This window comes from Klebsiella sp. JN_Kp126 (genome assembly GCF_033843325.1).
Classification (GTDB): Bacteria; Pseudomonadota; Gammaproteobacteria; order Enterobacterales; family Enterobacteriaceae; genus Klebsiella; species Klebsiella michiganensis.
In genome coordinates this window covers 59671-78737 of the sequence record NZ_JAWXQV010000079.1, presented here as the reverse complement: position 1 = coordinate 78737, position 19067 = coordinate 59671, and the positions used below count along the sequence as shown (strand labels likewise).

Here is a 19067-nt window from a genome sequence, read left to right as displayed (position 1 = left end):
GATAACGTGGTCGCGAAAGCGAAAGCGCTGCTGTAGTTCTTTTACCGCCTCCGGGCTACAGGCCAGCGCGGTCGGGTAGCCCGGACAGGTGCGCAGCACCGCCTCCGGGAAAAGAATCTGGCTTCACCATGGACAATGTGGTCGCCAAAGCGACAGCGCTGGCATTATTTTAGCCGTTAATATATTGATTTTGCATTTCACATATATGTAACGCTGTGATTAACAAAACAGTATCAGACAGACGTTTGTGGCATGTTTCTTCACTCGGACAACAGAGAAGGAATAACACCATGGCCACTGAATATGTTGACTACCTGATCCTCGGCGACGAGCATCACGGCGAAATCCACAGGGATATTAAAAGCCACTCTCTCCGGGTCCGTTCGAAATACGCCGCCGGTTCCGTCCGGGGAGACGCCTCTGCCGAGCAGCCAAAAATGGTGAACTACAACGTCCATGAATATCCGGCGCAGGATGGGCGATTTTATCTGGTGGCGACCAACTATCCGCTGGCCGATTTTGACGTTGAAGACGCGCTGGTTAAATCAAGAATTCATCCGTTGAGAAGCTAGAAACGCACTTCCCGAAGCGGTCGGGTAAGCACCATGCTACCCGACCTGTGAGGTGATTAACGACCCGCTTTCAGCTTCTGATAATACTCTTCATAAAGCGTACTGGCGCTGCCGACATCGTTCTGCCATTCGCCTTTCTGAATCGTTGCGGCGTCCGGGTAGAGCGATTTATCGTTGGCGACTTCCGGGCTTAGCATCTTCCGCGCGGCAAGGTTTGGCGTCGGGTAGCCGATGGTTTCCGCGACCTGTTTAGCCACTTCCGGGCGCAGCAGGAAGTTGATCAGCTTCAGCGCGCCATCGACGTTTTTGGCGTTTGCCGGAATCGACAGGCTATCCATCCAGAAGATGCCGCCTTCTTTCGGCCATACGACTTCCAGCGGCGTACCGGCCTGACGCGCAACCCACGCGGAGCCATTCCACACCATGCCGAGGTTGACCTCGCCTTCCATATACGGGTTCGCCGGGTTATCGGAGTTGAACGCCGCGACGTTCGGCATCAGTTTTTTCAGCTCGTTATAGGCCGCTTCAATCTCTTTCGGATCGGTGGTATTACCGGAGTAGCCCAGTTTACGCAGCGCGACCTGGAACACTTCGCGCGCGTCGTCGGTCAGCAGCAGGCTGCTCTTATACTCGGGTTTCCACAGATCCGCCCAGCTGGTGACGGTCTTCGGATCGATCTCTTCGCTATTCACCCCAATGGCCGTCGCGCCCCAGATGTACGGAATGGAGTAGTCGTTGTTGGGGTCGAACGGCTTGTTGAGCATTTCAGGGTCAAGATTGCTGAAGTTGCTCAGTTTGCTTTTGTCGATCTTCTGCAGCATGCCCTCTTTACGCATTTTGTCGACGAAGTAGGTAGAAGGCACGACCAGGTCGTAGGCGCCGTCTTTATAGGTTTTGAGCTTGGCGTACATGGTTTCGTTCGACTCGTAGGTCGAATAGATCACCTTGATACCGGTCTCTTTGGTGAACTGTTCCAGCAGCCCCGGCGGGACATACTCGGTCCAGTTGTAGAAATAGAGCGTTTTGCTATCGTCCGCGTGCGCGGCGCTCATACCGACTGCCAGAGCGCCCGCAGCGAGCAGGTGGCGTGACCATTTTTTCATTTTAACGTCCCCTGAGTTTTATCACGTGCAATTATCTGGCTGGCAATAACCATCACCAGCGACAGAACCAACAGAATGGTCGCCAGCGCATTAACCTCCGGCGATACCCCAACTTTAACCATCGAATAGATCTTCAGCGGCAGGATCTCATAACCCGGCCCGGTGACGAATGAAGAGACCACCACATCATCCATCGACAGGGTAAAGCTCAGCAGCCACCCTGCGGCCACCGCGGGCAGCGCCAGCGGCAAAATGATCTTTCGCAGAATGGTCAGTTCGCTGGCGCCGAGATCTTTCGCTGCTTCCAGCATCCGCACGTCAAAACCTTTCAGGCGCGAAAATACCGTGACCACCACGAAGGGCAGGCAAAAGGTGATGTGGGAAAACAGCAGCGACCAGAATCCCAGCTGAATACCGATCAGCATAAACAGCACCAGCAGCGAAATCGCCATCACGATATCCGGCGACATCATCACCACAAACAGCATCCCGCTGACGAACGGCTTGCCGCGAAAGCGATAGCGGTACAGCGCCACGGCGGTCAGCGAGCCGATAAGCGTAGCGAAGGTCGCCGAGAGCACCGCCATGGTCAGCGAGTGCTGCGCCGCCTGCAGCAGGCTGTCGTTGTTCATCAGCAGGCTATACCAGTTGGTGGTAAAACCCTGCCAGTTAATGCCAAAGCGTGAACTGTTAAACGAGTTAACGATCAGAATAATAATGGGAATATAGAGATACGCGTAAATAGCGGTCATAAAGCCGCCGCGCAGCAGTCGACCGATCATTCCAGCTCCACCTTTTTATTCAGTAAACGCGCCGCGCGCCAGTAAATCAGCAGCATCAGACCCATCACCAGCGTAAGCGTGATGCTGGTCGCCGCGCCAAACGGCCAGTCGCGGATGTTGAGGAACTGGCTCTTAATCACGTTACCAATCAGCAGGTTCTTCGCGCCGCCCATCAGGTCGGAAACGTAGAACAGCCCCATGGCCGGAAGCATCACCAGCAGGCAGCCGGCGATAATCCCCGGCATGGTCAGCGGAATGATGATACGGATAAAGGTTTGTAGCTTACCGGCGCCAAGGTCTTTTGCCGCTTCCAGCAGCGGGCGGTCGAGCTTCTCGATGCTCGAGTAGAGCGGCATCACCATAAACGGCAGCAGAATATAGACCAGGCCGATAATCACCGCCGAAGGGGTGTACATGATGCGCAGCGGCGTATCGATGATACCCAGCCACAGCAAAAATTCATTAAGGTAGCCCTTGGTGCTGAGGAAAATCTTCAGGCCGTAGATACGAATCAGCGAATTGGTCCAGAACGGCACGATCAGCAGAAACAGCATCAGCGGGCGCACCTTCTCCGGTAGCCTGGCCAGGAACCAGGCGAAAGGGTAGCCGAGCGCCAGGCAGGCCAGCGTCGCCAGCAGCGCCATATTCAACGAATGCAGCAGCACGTCGTAGTAGAGCGGGTCGAGCAGGCGCGCGTAGTTGTCCAGCGTAAAGACCAGCTTGACGAAGTTGGTATCGTCGCGGGTCAGAAAGCTGGTGGCGATGATCATCAGGTTGGGCAGAAAGACAAACAGCACAAGCCAGCCCACGATGGTGGCGATCGCCACATTCTGGAATTTACTGGTGTTCTTCATCGGCCAGCACAACCTCCCAGCTTTCTACCCAGTTAATGGCCATTTTCTGGTCGAGAGAGTGGTCAAAATCAGGATCGTCTTCATTAAAGAATTCGCTGACCATCACCATTTTACCGTTTTCCAGTTCAACCACCGATTCCAGCGTCATGCCTTTATAGTTGCGTTCGCGGATATAGCCTATCAGGCCATCGGCGTCATTACTGTCGTGGATCTCGTCCACGCGCAGGTCTTCCGGGCGCAGCAGAACGTTAAGCCGCTGGCCTTTTTCAACGGCGAAGTTGACGTAGATATTGCACTCGCGGCCTTCGACGCTGGCGCGCACCCGCCGATCGTCAATCCGTTCAATGACCGTGGCGCTGAAAATGTTAATTTCGCCGATAAAGCTGGCGACGAACAGGTTTTTCGGTTCTTCGTAGATTTCGCGCGGCGTACCGTCCTGCTCGATTTTACCCTCGCGCATCACCACGATACGGTCGGACATGGTCAGCGCTTCTTCCTGATCGTGGGTCACGAAGACGAAGGTGATGCCGAGCTTACGCTGCAGCGCCTTCAGTTCGTTCTGCATCTGCTTGCGCAGTTTATAATCAAGGGCGGAGAGGGATTCATCAAGCAGCAGCAGGCGCGGTTTGTTCACCACCGCGCGGGCAATCGCCACGCGCTGCTGCTGGCCGCCGGACAGCTGATGCGGTTTACGTTGAGCAAACGCTTCAAGCTGCACCATGCGCAGGGCATCGTGGACGCGGGGCGCGATGTCCGCCGTCGGGGTTTTCTGCATACGCAGGCCGAAGGCGACGTTTTCAAACACCGTCATGTGCGGAAACAGCGCATAGCTTTGAAAGACGGTGTTCACGTGGCGGTTTTCCGCCGGGATATGGGTGATATCGTGATCTTCGAGATGGATTTGGCCGCTATCGACGCTTTCCAGTCCGGCGATAAGACGAAGAACGGTTGTTTTACCGCAGCCAGAGGGGCCAAGCAGGGTGAGAAACTCACCGTTGTTGATGGTCAGATTGAGGTCGGAGATAACCGTTTTACCATCAAAGCTTTTGCGAATTCCCGCCAGCTGAACCAGCGGAGAACGCGAACGCGGTTGTGTATTCAATTTTCGACTCTGTCCCATGTAGACGCAGCGGAAAGCTTACCGATGCGGGGTTTGTGGTTAACCACCTTTGGTTTTGCACATAAAATAATAAGGCCGAGCATTCTACGGCAAACGATTGTAATCGCCAATGATTGATGCGCCATGATGAACTACCTTTACAACATTATCGTGTGAAATGTATTAAATTCTCATTTGCCGGGCTAAAAATGACCTGACGCAATATTTGGTTTTTCCGGCTTATCAATAATGTTGTCACAAAAGAAGAGGGTGGCTACATGGATAAATTGCTTGAGCGTTTTTTGCAGTACGTTTCTTTAGACACGCAGTCGAAACCGGGCGTGCGTCAGGTACCGAGCACGGAAGGTCAGTGGAAGCTGCTACGTCTGCTTCAGGCGCAGCTGCAAGAAATGGGACTGGTGAATGTGACGCTGAGTGAGAAAGGGACGATCATGGGCACCCTGCCAGCTAACGTTGAGGGTGATATTCCGGCCATTGGCTTTATTTCTCATGTCGATACGTCGCCTGACTTCAGCGGCAAGAACGTGAATCCGCAGATCGTAGAAAACTATCGCGGCGGCGATATCGCGCTTGGTATTGGCGATGAGGTCCTCTCGCCGGTGATGTTCCCGATACTGCACCAGCTGCTCGGGCAGACGCTGATCACCACCGATGGTAAAACGCTCCTCGGCGCCGATGATAAAGCCGGTATCGCAGAGATCATGACCGCGCTGGCGACGCTAAAGGCGAAGAATATTCCTCACGGCGATATTCGCGTGGCCTTTACCCCGGATGAAGAGGTGGGCAAAGGGGCGAAGCATTTCGATGTTGCCGCGTTTGACGCCTGCTGGGCCTATACCGTCGACGGTGGCGGCGTAGGTGAGCTGGAGTTCGAGAACTTTAACGCCGCGTCGGTGACGATTAAGATCGTTGGCAACAATGTTCATCCCGGTACGGCGAAAGGGGTGATGGTCAACGCGCTGTCGCTGGCGGCGCGCATTCATGCCGAAGTCCCAGCGGACGAAGCGCCGGAAACCACCGAAGGCTATGAGGGCTTCTACCATCTGGCCAGCATCAAAGGCACGGTCGACCGGGCCGATATGCACTACATCATCCGCGATTTTGACCGCAAGCAGTTTGAGGCCCGCAAGCGCAAAATGATGGAGATCGCCAAAAAGGTCGGCAAGGGGCTGCATCCGGATTGCTATATTGAGCTGGTCATCGAAGACAGCTATTACAATATGCATGAAAAGGTGATGGCGCACCCGCACGTGGTGGAGATTGCCCGCCAGGCGATGGTGGATTGCCAGATCGATCCGCAGATGAAGCCGATTCGCGGCGGTACCGACGGCGCGCAGCTCTCCTTTATGGGTCTGCCGTGTCCAAATCTGTTTACCGGCGGCTATAACTACCACGGCAAGCATGAGTTTGTGACGCTTGAAGGCATGGAGAAGGCGGTGCAGGTGATTGTACGCATTGCGGAGCTGACGGCGAAACGAGGCGCATGAAGGCTATAAGCTACGGGCCCGGTGAGGCGTCAGCCGTCACCGGGCAGTTGAAGACTCAGTCCTCAAAGAACCAGTAGCCGCTGTTGACCAGCGCGGCCAGCAGGGCGAGGAAGGAGGGATCTTCCAGCGCATCGCCGAGATGCTCAGCGTTTAGCGTCAGGTGGGTTGCCAGAGCATCCAGCGCCGGACGGTGCGGAGAGTTGATCTTCTCGCCGTTGACGAATACCTCGCCATCAATCCGCAGCACGCGCAGGCCCCCAAGACGCGTCAGCTTATCCCCCTGCTGCAGGGCATCGTAAATTTCATCCGGCTGGTACGGTGGCTCCGGCGGCGCCACGTCCAGCTCGTGCCGGGACTGGGTGATAAATTCGCCGAACCACTGCTTAAAGTGCTCCGGCTGATTAATCAGCCCCAGCATCATATCGCGCAGGCGATCCAGCTCCGCGGGCAGAATATCCGCAGGGTGCTCGCGAGACGGTACGTCCGGGTCGGCATAACGCTGGCTGCCCAGTTCACGCTGCAAAATATAATCAGCAAAGCCGCTGAACAGCTCACGCGCGTTAGGCGCGCGATAGCCAACTGAATAGTTGAGCGAGTTTTCCAGCGAGTAGCCTTCGTGCGGGAACCCCGGCGGAATATACAGAATATCGCCCGGCTCCATCTCTTCATCAATGATGGCTTCAAACGGGTCGACCTGCAGCAGGTCCGGGTGCGGGCAGTGCTGTTTCATCGGCACTTTTTCACCCACGCGCCAGCGGCGGCGGCCGGTCCCCTGAATGATAAACACATCGTACTGGTCGAGATGCGGACCGACGCCGCCGCCGGGGACGGAAAACGAGATCATCAGATCGTCGATGCGCCAGTCGGGCAGGGCGCGGAACGGATGCATGAGCGCCGCCGTTGGCTGATGCCAGTTATTGACTGCCTGTACCAGCAGCGACCAGTTATTCTCGCTCAGGTGATCGTAGCTCTCAAAGGGGCCGTGGCTGACCTGCCATTTACCGTCCTGATGACTGACCAGGCGACTGTCGACTTCGCTCTCCATCGCCAGTCCGGCCAGTTCGTCCGGGCTTAACGGATCGACGAAATTAGCAAAGCCCCGTTTCAGCACCACCGGGCGTTTTTGCCAGTAGCGTTCGATAAAGTCGGGCCAGTTAAGCGTTAATTGATAATCCATATTTATATTCCACAGCAGGTGTCTGTTAGGGATTATAACGGATGCGGCACCAGCATGATGCAGGCGCCGTTAAAAAACCGACTGTTTTAGCTCTCTTTATCTTCCAGGGCCTGGCGACCAAAAATAACTTCCATGCAGGCGCCGCCGAGCAGGCTCTCTTCGGCGAGGATGCGGCCATCGTACTGGGCTACGATATCGCGGGCAACCGAGAGACCGACGCCCTGTCCGGGGCGCAGCGTATCTGCGCGCTGGCCGCGGTCGAACACCGCGCTGCGCATCGCGGCAGGGATCCCCGGGCCATCATCTTCAACCAGAATATGCAGATGGTTGTCGTTGGTCTGCCGGACGGAGACTTCCACAAACTCAAGGCAGTATTTACAGGCGTTATCGAGCACATTGCCCATAACCTCCATAAAATCATTCTTTTCACCGACAAAACTGATTTCCGGCGAGATATCCAGGGTAATGTTCACGCCTTTACGTTGATAGACCTTATTCAGCGCCGAGGTCAGGCTGTCGAGGAGCGGAGCGATGGGATGCAGCTCGCGACTGAGCAGCGAACCGCCGCTGCGCATGCTGGCGCGGTGCAGATAGTAGCCAATCTGCTGCGAGATGCGGCTAATCTGCTCCAGCATCACCGGCTCTGCTTCATTGACGCTCATTTTCTCGCCGCGCATGGAACGCAGCGTGCTCTGCATCACCGCAAGCGGGGTTTTCAGACTGTGGGTGAGGTCGGTCAGCGTCGTGCGGTATTTATCATAGCGTTCGCGTTCGCTTTTCAGCAGGCGGTTGAGATTGCTGACCAGCCGCGTCAGCTCGCGGGTGGTATTCGGATTGAGCATCTCGCGGTGATGCTCCTCCAGTTCGCGCACCTCTTTGGCCAGCGATTCGATAGGGCGCAAGCTCCACCATGCCGCGACCCACAGTAGCGGGATCACCAGCAGCAGGTTAGCCGCGAGGACATAGATAAACCAGCTCCACACCATGTAGGAGCGCTTAAGCTCTACCGGAATGGTGTCGACAACCACGATACTGAGCTGCGGCATGGTGCTGGTGGCCGGATAGATATTGATCGCCACCGAGTGGGTCATTTCGGAGCCATCGTCCTCTTGCCGAATGGCGTCCAGCTGTTGTTGAATCTCATGGTTGTTGTGCTGCAGCATACTGCTGCTGTCAACGTCGGCCTCAATTTCGTGAAAGCCGTTGTTTTTGAGCCAGTCCGGTTGAATACGTTTTACCAGCCAGGGTACGTCGCGCTGTGCCCACAGCAGCTGGCCGCGGGCGTCGTAAATGAGCGTCACCGTGGGGCTTTGCATATTCAGGTTTTCGGGGATATCAACATCGATGGTGTTGTTTTCCCATTTCGCCAGCATATAGAACAGATTGCTCTCGCCGCGCAGCAGGCGGAAGGTGGTTTTATCGAAACTGACGCTATACCCCACCAGCGCGACCATGCCATAGGAGAGTGACAACACCAGCACTACGGCGGCCGTCGCCAGCAGAAAGCGAACGCGTAACGACAGCGGCAGAATATGCCGCAGCACCCCTTTCATCCGCGCAGTTCGAACAGATAGCCCTGACCGCGCACGGTGGTAATCACATCCTGCGGATACTCAGCCTGTATTTTTTTGCGCAATCGTCCCATCAGCACATCGATGGTATGGCTTTCGCGCAGCTCGGCGTCGGGATAGAGCTGCAGCATCAGCGAATCTTTGCTGACCACTTTGCCCCGATTGCGGATCAGGGTTTCCATAATGGTGTATTCAAATGCCGTCAGCTTGATGGGCTGGTCGTTGACCGACAGCTCGCGACGCGACAGATCCACCTGGAAAGGCGGAATGGAGATAACCTGTGATGCCAGGCCGCTATTACGCCGCAGAAGCGCCTGCATGCGGGCGGCAACCTCTTCGATATGGAACGGCTTAGTGACGTAATCATCCGCTCCGGCGCTCAGGACCTCAACCTTATCCTGCCAGCCTTCGCGGGCGGTCAGCACCAGCACCGGTACCGACACGTCGTGGCTGCGCCAGCGACGAATCAGCGAAAGGCCGTCTTCATCCGGCAGGCCAAGATCGACGATGGCGATGTCCGGAACGTGCTCACCCAGATAGTAATCCGCTTCCTTTGCGTCTTCCGCCGCATCGACCTGATGTCCCAGCTCCTGCAGCTGAACTTTCAGGTGGTGGCGCAGCAGAGCGTTATCCTCAACCACGAGTACGCGCATGCCAGTTCTCCATTTTATTTATGATATTGAACAGTTTAGCGTTTATTATACACCTTTAATATAAACAGCTGTTAAATAAAGAATTTTATTCGATTTTTTGTACCTCGGTCTCTTGGGCGGTGAGGACGAGTCCATCTTCGGCCTCGGGCGACATCATCGGTATCGGGCGCAGCGTACGTTTATCGATCAGTACGGAATGGGGTTCCCCATGGGCAAACAGATGCAGCTCTCCCCACTGGCGTAGCGCAACGACAACGGGGAACAAACGCTCTCCTTTTGCCGTCAGTACGTATTCCTGATAAGCCGTGCCATCCGAGGCGGATTGCATAGTGAGAATACCTGAGTTTACCAATTTGTGCAGACGGTCAGAGAGAATATTACGTGCCATACCGAGGCTTCGCTGAAAATCGCTGAAGCGGCGTATGCCATCAAAGGCGTCGCGTACAATCAACAAGGACCAGCGATCGCCGATAATATCCACGCTTCGGGCGACGGGGCAGGTTTCGTTTTTCATTTTTTCACGCGCTGGCATGGGCTCTCCGAACGGTCTGTTAAGTAGTTGCATTTTAAAACTTGATGTTCTAGCCTTCAACTGGTTTTATTTTGAAACCAGATAACCAAGGTGGGCATCATGAAAGCGACACTGATATCTCCAACGCTAAGCGATTCGCAAACGGTTATGCCTCGCAGCCTGGTCTGGCTGTTTGCTATCGCCAGCGGCCTGAGCGTGGCAAACGTGTATTACGCGCAACCGCTGCTCGACGCGCTAGCGCGAGATTTTGCGATCGGCGACGCCGCGATTGGCGGGGTGATTGCGGCGACCCAGATTGGCTGCGCAATGGCGTTGCTACTGCTGGTGCCGCTGGGCGACAGGGTGAATCGCCGCCGCCTGATGGCGACGCAGGTGATTTTACTGATCGCTGCCCTGGCGGCGGTGAGTATGGCTTCCACCGCCGTGATGCTATTGGGCTGTATGCTTGCCGTTGGCCTGCTGGGTACCGCGATGACCCAGGGGCTAATCGCGTATGCCGCCAGCGCCGCCGCGCCCCATGAACAGGGGCGCGTGGTGGGCGCTGCGCAAAGCGGTGTATTTATCGGGCTGCTGCTGGCGCGGGTATTCTCCGGGTCGATTAGCGATCTCTTCGGCTGGCGCGGGGTGTACATCTTGGCCGCTTTATTGATGCTGGGTATTGCGCTTCCGCTGTGGCGTCGGCTGCCGGTATTGGCGGCTGCGCCGAACCCCCTGAGCTATCCGCGGCTGTTGATATCCATGCTGGCTCTGCTGCGCCAGGAAAAAGTGCTTCAGGTGCGCGGCGTGCTGGCATTACTGATGTTTGCCGCTTTCAATATCTTCTGGAGTGCGCTGGTTTTGCCATTAACCGCTCCGCCCTTTCGCTTTTCCCATACTGAGATTGGCGCCCTGGGCCTGGTCGGGGTCATCGGCGCTCTGGCAGCGGGGCGTGCCGGTAAATGGGCCGATCGCGGATATGGGCAGCGCACCAGCGCCGCGGCTCTGGTGATGTTGCTGATAGCCTGGTGGCCGCTGTCGCTGATGGCATGGTCGCCCGCGGCGCTGTTGGTCGGCATTGTACTGCTGGATCTCGGCGGTCAGGCGCTGCATGTCACCAATCAAAGCATGATTTTCCGTACCCGTCCCGAAGCGCACAGCAGGCTGGTCGGTTTGTATATGCTGTTTTATGCACTTGGCAGCGGTTTGGGTGCGGTGAGTACGACAGCGGTATATGCGCGCGGAGGATGGCAGGGCGTTTGCCTGCTGGGGGCTTCGGTCAGTCTGCTGGCGCTGCTGTTCTGGTTAATAACCCGGGGGATGACGACGAGCAGATGAGGGGGAGGAAAAATAACCCTCTTTCCCGGCGGAAAGAGGGTGGAAAGGATTACTTCAGTTCGTCAACCATGGTGGTCGCACGGCCGATATAGTTAGCCGGGGTCATGGCCTTCAGGCGAACTTTTTCCGCTTCCGGCAGCGCCAGGCTGTCGATGAACTGCTGCATGCCTTCTGCATCAACGCGCTTGCCGCGGGTCAGCTCTTTCAGCTTCTCGTACGGCTTCTCGATGCCGTAGCGACGCATGACGGTCTGAATCGGCTCGGCCAGAACTTCCCAGTTGTGGTCCAGTTCATCCAGCAGGCGGTCCTGATTCAGCTCCAGCTTGCTCACGCCTTTCAGGGTGGATTGATACGCGATCAGCGCGTAGCCGATGCCCACGCCGAGGTTACGCAGGACGGTGGAGTCGGTCAGGTCGCGCTGCCAGCGGGAAACCGGCAGTTTGCTTGCCAGATGCTGCATCACCGCATTGGCCAGACCGAGGTTGCCTTCGGAGTTCTCGAAGTCGATCGGGTTCACTTTATGCGGCATGGTGGAAGAGCCGATTTCGCCGGCAATGGTCTTCTGCTTGAAATGGTTGAGCGCGATATAGCCCCACACGTCACGATCGAAATCAATCAGGATGGTGTTGAAGCGGGCGACGCAGTCAAACAGCTCGGCGATATAGTCGTGCGGTTCAATCTGGGTGGTGTACGGGTTCCACTGGATACCCAGCGAGGTGACGAACTCTTCGCTGAACTGGTGCCAGTCGACTTCCGGGTAGGCGGCGATGTGGGCGTTATAGTTCCCCACCGCGCCGTTGATTTTGCCAAGAATTTCAATCTGATTCAGCTGACGATACTGGCGCTCCATACGGTAAGCGACGTTCGCCATCTCTTTACCCATGGTGGACGGCGTGGCCGGCTGGCCGTGGGTGCGGGAAAGCAGCGGGATATCGCGATACTGTACCGCCAGGTCCTTAACCGCGTCGATCAGCTTGCGCCAGTATGGCAGGATCACTTCGTCGCGGGCGGTTTTCAGCATCAGCGCGTGGGACAGATTGTTGATGTCCTCGGAGGTGCAGGCGAAGTGGATAAACTCGGAGACCGCGTGCAGTTCTGCCACGTCGGCGACTTTTTCCTTGAGGAAATACTCAACCGCTTTGACGTCGTGGTTGGTGGTGCGCTCGATCGTTTTGATGCGCTCTGCATCTTCTACGCTGAAATCGGCGACGATTTTATCAAGGTAACCGTTTGCGTCGGCAGCAAAAGCAGGAACTTCCTTGATCGCTGCGTGCGCGGCCAGTTTTTGCAACCAACGCACTTCTACCTGAACGCGGAATTTCAGCAAACCGAATTCGCTGAAGATACCGCGCAGCGCGCTGACTTTGTCGCCGTAGCGGCCGTCGACTGGGGAAACGGCGGTCAGTGAGGATAATTCCATAGATCACAACTCCGGGGTTAAATGAGCAAGAATTTGTTTTGCCTGGTTAACCAGACGATTACGGGAAAACATCAGCTGCAGACGTCCGCCGCCGACCTGGTGCCAGAGCACCGCGGAGCGAATACCTGCCAGCAGGGCAGAGCGAACCTTCGCCTGAACCTGAGGGCTTTGCAGCACGGCTGGAGAGCCGGTCACCTGAATCCGCGGGCCCAGCGGGCTAATGACATCAACATAGATGCCGGCCATTGCGCTGAGCAGGGTCTCGGATTGCAGATCGAAATGTTCAAGCTGACGACGCAGGCCACCGATACGGTTGCCGAGGGTATCCATGGCCCCTTTGCTGGCGGCAAGCTTACGCTCGAGCACCATCAGGCTTAGAGTATAGCGGGTGAGTTCGGCGTTCAGTCCCTGGCGACTGCTGGTATTCAGCACGCCAATGAGAGTTTCCAGCCCGAGACGAAGATTGGCTTCACTACCACCGAACACCGCCAGCGTTGAATCCGGGTCGAGGTCGATGATGCTGTTCAGCGACACATGCAGGGCGTCGCTATCGCAGTGCCCCTGGTGCGCCAGTTCCTGAACCAGACGCGCGGCCTGGCAAACGCCGGCCAGCGCCAGCGTAATGTCATAATAATTCTTCGCCACACATTCTCCTTGTAAACCGCCGAATACCCGGTTGAGGCATTCCGCGGCTAATATGTCTGTCAAGCCTGCAGCGGCAAGCGCTGTTCGATAATCCCACCGCCGAGGCAGACTTCGTCGCGGTAAAAGACCGCAGACTGGCCTGGCGTGACGGCGGCAACCGGCTCATCAAAGATCACTTCAATGCGGTCGTCATCCAGCGCTTTTACGCTGCAGGGGATATCGGTCTGGCGGTAGCGGGTTTTCACCGTGCAGCGCAGCGTGCCGGTCAGCGGCTCGCGGTCTACCCAGTGCAGCTGTTGAGCAATCAACCCCACGGACATCAGACGCGGATGGTCGTGGCCCTGGGCGACAATCAGAATATTGTTTTCGACGTCTTTGTCGACCACGTACCACGGGTCTTCGCCGCCGTCTTTGATGCCGCCGATGCCCAGGCCTTTACGCTGACCCAGCGTGTGGTACATCAGGCCCTGGTGCTCGCCAACTTCGTCGCCGTCAACGCTGATAATTTTACCCGGCTGGGCGGGCAGGTAGCGGCCAAGGAATTCACGGAATTTACGTTCGCCGATAAAACAGATACCGGTCGAGTCTTTTTTCTTCGCGGTGATGAGATCCAGCTCTTCGGCGATTTTACGCACCTGCGGCTTTTCCAGCTCTCCTACCGGGAACAGGCTTTGCGCGATCTGTTCGTGGCTGAGAGTATAAAGGAAGTAGCTCTGGTCTTTGTTACCGTCGAGGCCGCGCAGCAGCTGGCTCTTGCCGTTAACGTCGGCGCGGCGCACGTAGTGCCCGGTGGCGATGTAGTCAGCGCCGAGGTCTTCTGCGGCAAATTCGAGGAAGGCTTTAAATTTAATTTCTTTATTGCACAGAATATCCGGGTTCGGCGTGCGGCCGGCTTTATATTCTTCAAGGAACAATTCGAATACGTTGTCCCAGTATTCTGCGGCAAAGTTGACGGTGTGAAGTTCAATTCCCAGCTTATCGCAAACGGCCTGCGCGTCGGCAAGATCCGCCGCTGCGGTGCAGTATTCCTCGCCGTCGTCCTCTTCCCAGTTCTTCATGAACAGGCCTTCCACCTTATACCCTTGCTGGAGCAGCAGGTAAGCGGAAACTGAGGAATCAACCCCGCCGGACATGCCGACGATCACTTTTTTCTGGCTTTCTGACATTGGAATACTCACTACATTGAACTTCGAGGCGGCGTATTCTAGCACGCGTCATCCGTCGAGGCACCCCCTGTAAACGGCCAGTTAAATTCGCCGATGAGCGACAGCGGGTAGCGCGGATCCTGCTGATAGCTGCGAATGCTCTCGGCAACCAGTTGAGAACGCAGGTTTGTTGCGTTAAGAATTTCCTCAGCACTGAGCCACAGGCAGCGATCGATATCGCTATCATGGGGCTCGGTGACGCACGTATCGTTAAGCTCGATAGTAAAGAGGAAGCGCAAAAACGGGGTGCGATCCGGGGCTATCCACTGATGCAGGCGAAGAAAGTGCTGCGGCGTCGCGCGAATGCCGGTCTCTTCCCAGAGCTCGCGCTCTGCGGCCTGAACCAGGGTTTCGTCGGCTTCGAGGTGACCTGCAGGCTGGTTCCACAGCGCTTTTCCGTTGATCGTTTCTTCAACAACGAGGAATTTGCCTTTCGCGTGAACCACGCAGGCGACGGTGACGTGCGGCTTAAACATTGGTTTTCCTTATGGATGCGGTGAGTCGGTTTTACGCCATTCGCCGTTGGCCAGGCCATCCAGCGTATAGCCGCCCATCGCGTAGCGAATCAGGCGCAGCGTCGGAAAGCCGACGTGGGCGGTCATCCGCCGTACCTGGCGGTTGCGTCCCTCATAGAGGGTGATTTTCAGCCAGCTGGTGGGGATAGATTTGCGCTCGCGGATGGGCGGATTCCGCGGCCACAGCCACTCTGGTTCCGCAACCCGCTCCACGCCGGCGGGCAGAGTAGGGCCGTCATTAAGCGTGACGCCGTCGCGGAGCGCGGCCAGCGCGTCCGCCGTGGGTTCACCTTCCACCTGAACATAATAAATTTTACCGGTGCGCTTACCCGGTTGAGTGAGCGCCGCCTGCAGCGCGCCGTCGTTGGTCAGTACCAGCAGGCCTTCGCTATCGCGATCCAACCGACCGGCAGCGTAGACGCCGGCAACCGGAATAAAATCTTTCAGCGTGCTGCGTCCGGCTTCATCGGTAAATTGCGGCAATACATCGTATGGTTTATTGAACAAGATCACAGTTTTTGGCTGGCGTTCTTTGCGTTGTCTGGTGACTTGTTGCGTGCTGAATCGCTCAACGCGATGTTTTCTAAATGAAGTTTTTTGCATGGTATTTTCAGACTCAATCAATTGCCGCATTATAGCCTAATTACGAATGCCTTTCATGGATGCAAACATTCAGGTAGTATTGACATGCTCATTACAACTTATTAACAAAAAGGTTGCTCAAACCGATTCGCATTACAGGAAGGCGACACGGACGCGAAATCTCCGGTTAGCGGCATATTCCGATGACGGGAGTGGGCGAGTAAAGCCAACGCCCGGCTAGCGTGAAGAGGGAAGAGCAGAACCAGAAGCGCTCGAAGGAGAGGTTAATGGAAAGCAAAGTAGTAGTTCCGGCGGAAGGTCAAAAAATCACCCTGCAAAACGGCAAGCTGAACGTCCCTAATAACCCGATTATCCCGTTCATCGAAGGTGATGGTATCGGCGTTGACGTGACTCCGGCGATGCTGAAAGTGGTTGATGCTGCCGTTGAGAAAGCCTATAAGGGCGAGCGTAAAATTTCCTGGATGGAAGTTTACACCGGTGAAAAATCGACCCAGGTTTATGGCCAGGATGTCTGGCTGCCTGCCGAAACTCTTGATCTGATTCGTGAATATCGTGTTGCTATCAAAGGCCCTCTGACCACCCCAGTCGGCGGCGGCATCCGTTCTCTGAACGTTGCTCTGCGTCAGGAACTGGACCTCTACGTTTGTCTGCGCCCGGTTCGTTATTATCAGGGTACCCCGAGCCCGGTTAAGCATCCTGAACTGACCGATATGGTTATCTTCCGCGAAAACTCTGAAGACATCTACGCCGGTATCGAGTGGAAAGCCGATTCTGCTGAAGCAGATAAAGTGATCAAATTCCTGCGCGATGAAATGGGCGTGAAGAAAATTCGCTTCCCGGAACATTGCGGTATCGGCATCAAGCCGTGCTCTGAAGAAGGCACTAAACGCCTGGTTCGCGCCGCCATCGAATACGCTATCACCAACGATCGCGATTCTCTGACTCTGGTGCACAAAGGCAACATCATGAAATTCACCGAAGGCGCGTTCAAAGACTGGGGCTACCAGCTGGCACGCGAAGAGTTCGGCGGTGAGCTGATTGACGGCGGCCCGTGGCTGAAGATTAAAAACCCGAACACCGGGAAAGAGATCGTCGTTAAAGACGTTATCGCCGACGCCTTCCTGCAGCAGATCCTGCTGCGTCCGGCGGAATACGATGTTATCGCCTGTATGAACCTGAACGGTGACTATATCTCTGACGCCCTGGCGGCGCAGGTTGGCGGTATCGGTATTGCCCCTGGTGCGAACATCGGTGACGAGTGCGCGCTGTTTGAAGCCACCCACGGTACTGCACCGAAATATGCCGGCCAGGACAAAGTGAACCCAGGTTCCATCATCCTGTCCGCTGAGATGATGCTGCGCCACATGCAGTGGTTCGAAGCCGCAGACCTGATCGTTAAAGGCACCGAAGGCGCTATCGCCGCCAAGACCGTGACCTATGACTTTGAACGTCTGATGGAAGGCGCTAAGCTGCTGAAATGTTCAGAGTTTGGCGACGCGATTATCGCGAATATGTAATCCAGTCTCTGGGTTAAACAAAAACGGGAGCCGGTGGGTTCCCGTTTTTTTATTCTCCGGGGGGGAATCGCGTCCGTTACGCGGGTCTAAAAGGAGGGGTATAGCGGTCTCTCGTCCAGTTTTACGCGGTAGTGTGACTGTCGACTCAATCCGCCTTTAACATCCCAAAGCTCACAATTCTCGACCGCCCCAGCTCTTTTGCCCGGTAGAGCGCAGCGTCAGCCGCGCGCAACAGGCTATCGCTTTGCGTATGCTGCGGGTAGCTGGCGATGCCGATGGACACATCGACCTGACCAATTTCAGCCAGGCCATAGCGTAGCGTCAGCAGTTGGACGCTGTGATAGATGTCGGTCGCGCAGGCCATCGCGGCCTCTTCATCGGTTCCGCCCAGCAATACCAGGAACTCTTCGCCGCCATAGCGGAAGGCCATCCCAATATCGCGCACCGCACGTTGAATAATCGCCGCGACGTTTTTAATGACCAGATCGCCCGCTTCGTGACCATAACTATCATTAATCGCCTTAAAGTGATCGATATCGATCATCAGGCAGCTCAGCGGCGTACCGTTGCGTACCGCCAGATTCATTTGAGTATGCAGAGCGTCATCCAGGTGGTGGCGGTTACGCAGGCCGGTTAATGAATCAAACAGCGCCTTTTCCAGCAGCGCGTTGCGTAAACGCTGGTTCGCCAGCGCCAGACCCAGGGCTTCGGCCATCAGTTCAAGATAGGCGCGGGACGGGGCGGTCGCGGAGGTGACGTTGCTGAAGGAGAGCAGACCAATCGCTTCTCCTTGCGCAATCAGCGGCACGCATAGCGACCGTTGAGCCTGCGATTCCGACAGGTGATAACAGGCGATATCCGGCTCACCGTTGACCGGCGGATGGCTCAGCCCGCGCCGCACGGCCCAGCAGTTATCCGGATGGAAGACGTCGGCTTCAAGCGGAGGAGAAAGCCACTGCGCCACGCAGCGCATCTGCCAGGGATCGGTATCGAGAATATAAAGCCGGCCCGGGATCTCCGGGGCGATATTTGGCGCGAACAGTTCGGCAACCTTGATCACATCCTCGAATGATTCGCAGCCCTGCAAGCGCTGGGTCATCCGCGCCAGCAGCTCGCGGACCGCCCAGTCCGCATCGCGCTCTTGTTCCAGCCGCTGCCGCGCCAGCCCGTTCTCGCGAAAGATACGAATGGCCTGGGCCATATCGCCAATTTCATCAATCTGGGTAAACTGCGGCGTCTCAACCGCATAATCCTGCGATGCCAGCCGCTGCACCACGTCGCTCAGGCGAACGACGGGATAGAGTACCCGCCGCTTAAGAATAAACCCCAGCACAAACAGGAACATCAGCGCGGTGAGCCCGACCATGATCTCAGAAAGCGTACGCCAGATCCGTGATTTCTCCGTAGCCTCGGCAATGGTTTTATTCACCCGGCCTTCGAGCATCAGGCGAAAGTGATCGAGCTGCGTCTGGACCCGCTCGAGTTCCTGCTCATAGGCAGCGCCGTAAAGCAGGCTGACCGCCGCTTTTTCTTCTCCCCTGGCAACCTGCGCCAGCGCCGTTTGCTGCTCATCCTGAAGTTCATCGGCTATCTGTAAACCCTCGCGCAGCAGCGCCAGCTCTTCAGCGGTTGCGCCATTGTCTTTCAGCTTTTCCAGACGATGTTCATTGGCGGCGGTGGACTGGGCTTGCTGCCGGTACTCCTGCAGCACATCCTGATTTTTTTGAATGATGTAAAGTCGCGCGAGATCGGAAAGCTCCCAGGCGCCGCTTTCTACTTCTTCGCTTAGCTGGTCAAACGCCTGGCGTTGTTCGACGGCGCGGCGTTCGGCATTATCCGCACTTGAGGCCATCAGCATGGCGATGCCTGAGGCGAGGGTCAGGGCGACGGTGATCCCGTAGGCCCAGTTAGTCATGGTGGCGATTCTCACCGGATATTCCTTGCGTGCAGATGAATTAATTATTTTTTTATCGTCACACTCCGGCTTCACCGGAAAA

Annotated in this window: 18 protein-coding genes; 4 read left to right on the top strand and 14 right to left on the bottom strand. The window is 56.2% G+C overall.

The window, feature by feature from the left end; genetic code table 11:
* The first annotated feature begins 290 nt into the window (after nucleotides 1-290).
* Entirely contained in the window at nucleotides 291-572 is a 282-nt protein-coding gene (locus SIK97_RS19135) for a hypothetical protein (protein ID WP_025106927.1), read from the top strand.
* Nucleotides 573-628: 56 nt separating this feature from the next.
* Here SIK97_RS19135 and potD read toward each other — a convergent pair whose 3' ends face one another.
* The 4 genes from potD to potA are packed head-to-tail and all read right to left on the bottom strand — an operon-like array spanning nucleotide 629 to nucleotide 4431.
* Nucleotides 629-1675 (bottom strand): spermidine/putrescine ABC transporter substrate-binding protein PotD, encoded by a 1047-nt coding sequence (potD, locus tag SIK97_RS19130; RefSeq protein ID WP_004849958.1) that lies wholly within the window; start codon nucleotides 1673-1675, stop codon nucleotides 629-631.
* Nucleotides 1672-2457, bottom strand: coding sequence for a spermidine/putrescine ABC transporter permease PotC (gene potC / locus SIK97_RS19125; protein ID WP_004849960.1), 786 nt, complete (start codon nucleotides 2455-2457; stop codon nucleotides 1672-1674). The genes potD and potC overlap by 4 nt, the downstream gene beginning before the upstream one ends.
* Complete coding sequence (potB, locus tag SIK97_RS19120; protein ID WP_004849963.1) at nucleotides 2454-3311, bottom strand: spermidine/putrescine ABC transporter permease PotB; 858 nt, start codon at nucleotides 3309-3311, stop codon at nucleotides 2454-2456. Before potB ends, potC begins: the two co-directional genes overlap by 4 nt.
* Nucleotides 3295-4431: a spermidine/putrescine ABC transporter ATP-binding protein PotA gene (gene potA / locus SIK97_RS19115; RefSeq protein WP_014228869.1), complete on the bottom strand. Its 1137-nt coding sequence runs from the start codon at nucleotides 4429-4431 to the stop codon at nucleotides 3295-3297. The genes potB and potA overlap by 17 nt, the downstream gene beginning before the upstream one ends.
* A 257-nt stretch (nucleotides 4432-4688) precedes the next feature.
* Between potA and pepT the strand changes: the two genes are divergently transcribed.
* The gene (gene pepT, locus SIK97_RS19110) at nucleotides 4689-5918 is read left to right on the top strand and encodes a peptidase T (protein ID WP_014228870.1); all 1230 of its coding nucleotides are present in this window, start codon (nucleotides 4689-4691) and stop codon (nucleotides 5916-5918) included.
* 55 nt (nucleotides 5919-5973) lie between these two features.
* On the opposite strand, the gene SIK97_RS19105 is transcribed toward pepT, so the two are convergent.
* From SIK97_RS19105 to SIK97_RS19090, 4 genes are all read right to left on the bottom strand, one after another.
* Nucleotides 5974-7095 (bottom strand): cupin domain-containing protein, encoded by a 1122-nt coding sequence (locus tag SIK97_RS19105; RefSeq protein ID WP_004849969.1) that lies wholly within the window; start codon nucleotides 7093-7095, stop codon nucleotides 5974-5976.
* An 86-nt stretch (nucleotides 7096-7181) separates the two neighbouring features.
* On the bottom strand, nucleotides 7182-8648 hold the full coding sequence (gene phoQ, locus SIK97_RS19100) for a two-component system sensor histidine kinase PhoQ (protein WP_004849971.1): 1467 nt from the start codon (nucleotides 8646-8648) through the stop codon (nucleotides 7182-7184).
* The gene (gene phoP, locus SIK97_RS19095; protein ID WP_004101181.1) at nucleotides 8645-9319 is read right to left on the bottom strand and encodes a two-component system response regulator PhoP; all 675 of its coding nucleotides are present in this window, start codon (nucleotides 9317-9319) and stop codon (nucleotides 8645-8647) included. The genes phoQ and phoP overlap by 4 nt, the downstream gene beginning before the upstream one ends.
* 85 nt (nucleotides 9320-9404) lie before the next feature.
* A complete protein-coding gene (locus SIK97_RS19090; protein ID WP_057173597.1) occupies nucleotides 9405-9851 on the bottom strand; it encodes a winged helix-turn-helix transcriptional regulator in 447 nt (148 codons plus the stop codon).
* Nucleotides 9852-9950: 99 nt separating this feature from the next.
* Here SIK97_RS19090 and SIK97_RS19085 point away from each other — a divergent pair, with 99 nt between their 5' ends.
* Nucleotides 9951-11165 carry an MFS transporter gene (locus SIK97_RS19085; RefSeq protein ID WP_057173599.1) on the top strand — a complete coding sequence of 405 codons (1215 nt, stop codon included), beginning with the start codon at nucleotides 9951-9953 and terminating at the stop codon, nucleotides 11163-11165.
* 49 nt (nucleotides 11166-11214) lie between these two features.
* Here SIK97_RS19085 and purB read toward each other — a convergent pair whose 3' ends face one another.
* From purB to rluE, 5 genes are read right to left on the bottom strand one after another with little or no spacing between them, the layout of a single operon-like run.
* On the bottom strand, nucleotides 11215-12585 hold the full coding sequence (gene purB, locus SIK97_RS19080) for an adenylosuccinate lyase (RefSeq protein ID WP_004131470.1): 1371 nt from the start codon (nucleotides 12583-12585) through the stop codon (nucleotides 11215-11217).
* 3 nt (nucleotides 12586-12588) lie between these two features.
* Nucleotides 12589-13230 carry a high frequency lysogenization protein HflD gene (gene hflD, locus SIK97_RS19075; RefSeq protein ID WP_004131471.1) on the bottom strand — a complete coding sequence of 214 codons (642 nt, stop codon included), beginning with the start codon at nucleotides 13228-13230 and terminating at the stop codon, nucleotides 12589-12591.
* A gap of 59 nt (nucleotides 13231-13289) precedes the next feature.
* Nucleotides 13290-14396, bottom strand: a complete 1107-nt coding sequence (mnmA, locus tag SIK97_RS19070) for a tRNA 2-thiouridine(34) synthase MnmA (protein ID WP_004849976.1) — start codon at nucleotides 14394-14396, stop codon at nucleotides 13290-13292.
* A gap of 38 nt (nucleotides 14397-14434) precedes the next feature.
* On the bottom strand, nucleotides 14435-14911 hold the full coding sequence (locus SIK97_RS19065) for an NUDIX hydrolase (RefSeq protein ID WP_025106932.1): 477 nt from the start codon (nucleotides 14909-14911) through the stop codon (nucleotides 14435-14437).
* A 9-nt stretch (nucleotides 14912-14920) separates the two neighbouring features.
* Nucleotides 14921-15583 (bottom strand): 23S rRNA pseudouridine(2457) synthase RluE, encoded by a 663-nt coding sequence (rluE, locus tag SIK97_RS19060; protein ID WP_032693070.1) that lies wholly within the window; start codon nucleotides 15581-15583, stop codon nucleotides 14921-14923.
* Between the two features lie 236 nt (nucleotides 15584-15819).
* Here rluE and icd point away from each other — a divergent pair, with 236 nt between their 5' ends.
* On the top strand, nucleotides 15820-17070 hold the full coding sequence (gene icd, locus SIK97_RS19055; RefSeq protein WP_004131480.1) for an NADP-dependent isocitrate dehydrogenase: 1251 nt from the start codon (nucleotides 15820-15822) through the stop codon (nucleotides 17068-17070).
* A 145-nt stretch (nucleotides 17071-17215) separates the two neighbouring features.
* Here icd and SIK97_RS19050 read toward each other — a convergent pair whose 3' ends face one another.
* The gene (locus tag SIK97_RS19050; protein ID WP_057173600.1) at nucleotides 17216-19000 is read right to left on the bottom strand and encodes a sensor domain-containing diguanylate cyclase; all 1785 of its coding nucleotides are present in this window, start codon (nucleotides 18998-19000) and stop codon (nucleotides 17216-17218) included.
* Nucleotides 19001-19067 lie beyond the last annotated feature (67 nt).